The organism is Nostoc sp. DedQUE07 (genome assembly GCF_034530975.2).
Classification (GTDB): domain Bacteria; phylum Cyanobacteriota; class Cyanobacteriia; order Cyanobacteriales; family Nostocaceae; genus Nostoc.
In genome coordinates this window covers 1-1830 of the sequence record NZ_JAVRCC020000110.1, presented here as the reverse complement: position 1 = coordinate 1830, position 1830 = coordinate 1, and the positions used below count along the sequence as shown (strand labels likewise).

Genomic DNA, 1830 nt, shown 5'->3' with positions numbered 1-1830 from the left:
GGATACCAGAAAACGAGGGGAGTTGGGCATTACCCTTAAGGCATGAAAGAATTGCTGTTTAATACCTAAGATTATTCATACTTTTGCTAAGTCTCTGATTAACTCAGCCTTGCTGGGTCATTTTGCATGGCTTAGTCTAAACTCCAGTCTTAAATTACGAATTACGAATTGCTTTGCAAGATGCAGGCTTCAACCAAAGACTATGGGGCGTAGTGCTGGGAAGATTTGCTGTCAGAACAACTTCCCCTTTTTCGTTTAGCACCAAACTAGTAGCTTCTATGATCGGTTCTGGTGCAGGGGTAGTTATTTTGTTGGGAACAAAGGAGCGATCGGGGTTATCACTGTTTGGATTGAGAGTAATCAAATTAACCTGCACTGCATCAGTTTTAAGAGCTTCACCTGGATTAGGTGGCAAGCCGCCGCGTCCAGTGATTGTAAAACTGCTTTTAGCTAAATTTCCACCAGCTTGACAAGTCTGTGCTACTTGGGTATCAACTGGTACGATTGGCAAGTTAACTAAGCCACTGTTAGGGTCAATATCAGGTGTGTTAAGTTCTACAGTGCCACTTACACCAAACTCAGAACTAGCGGTGATATCCGAAAGAGAGGTTGGGTTAGAGCGCGGTTGAATGCCATAAATACCAAAGGCTTGAATATCTACTCTCCCACCACTGCCTGTGTAAGCATTGGCAGTGATGTCGCTATTTTCGCTTGGGACAGCAACAATGAAGCCGGACGGGGCATTGATGGTGATGTTGCCACCATTACCACCAGCTTTTTCTGTTGTGCCTGCGGTGGTGGAAATGGAAGCGCCACGACGCAGAAGCAGTAAATTAGTTTGTAAATTGATGTCGCCACCGTTACCCGATGCAGATTCGGCGATGAGTACGCCTTGGTTATCTAAGGTAACTCTAGGTGAGGTGATGATAATATCTCCAGCAGTACCCGTCGGACTTTGGGAGTTAACGAACAAGCCACTGTTAAAGTTAGAACTAGTGCTAGAAATGGTGAAAAAATCAGCAGCATTCACTTTAATTGTGCCTGCATTCCCTTGTCCAAATGTTGAGGCTACAAGTTGAGCGCCATTTTGTAATGAGAAAGAACTAGAATCGATAGTAATGTTACCCCCATTGCCAACTGTCCCCGTATTCACCCGGCTGGAAATCGCACTCTTAATACCGTTTTTCTCCCCAGCAATATTAACTGACCCAGTAACATTAACATTCACATTCCCTGCATTCCCCCGTCCTGCTAGCGCTGTTGCAGATGCACCACGAGTAACGGTTTGCAGTTGAGCGCCATCAATTAGTGATAGTGTTGCCGCATTGATGTTGATATTGCCACCTTTACCTACACCTCCTGATGACACTGTGCTGAGGATGTAACCGTTTGCAAGTTCAACAGCATTTTTGGCACTCACTGTCACATTCCCTGCATTCCCTTGTCCACGGGTTGAGGCTTCAAGGATAGCGCGATCGCGTAACGAGAAGTCACCAGAATCGATAGTAATGTTACCCCCATCGCCAACTGTCCCCCTATCCACAAAGCTGGCAATCCCACTAAAAAGACCGTTTTTCTCCCCAGCAATATTAACTGACTCAGTAACATTAACATTCACATTCCCCGCATCGCCCCGTCCTGCTGGCGCTGTTGCAGATGCACCACGAGTAATGGTTGCCAGTTGAGCGCCATCAATTAGTGATAGTGTTGCCGCATTGATGTTGATATTGCCACCTTTACCTACACCTCCTGCTGACACTGTGCTGAGGATGTAACCGTTTGCAAGTTCAACAGCATTTTTGGCACTCACTGTCACATTCCCTGCATTCC

General features: G+C 46.0%; 1 pseudogene. It reads right to left on the bottom strand.

Going from position 1 to position 1830, the window contains the following annotated elements:
- Positions 1-154 precede the first annotated feature (154 nt).
- Positions 155-1830: pseudogene (locus RMZ95_RS33985) on the bottom strand (filamentous hemagglutinin); the annotation flags it as partial.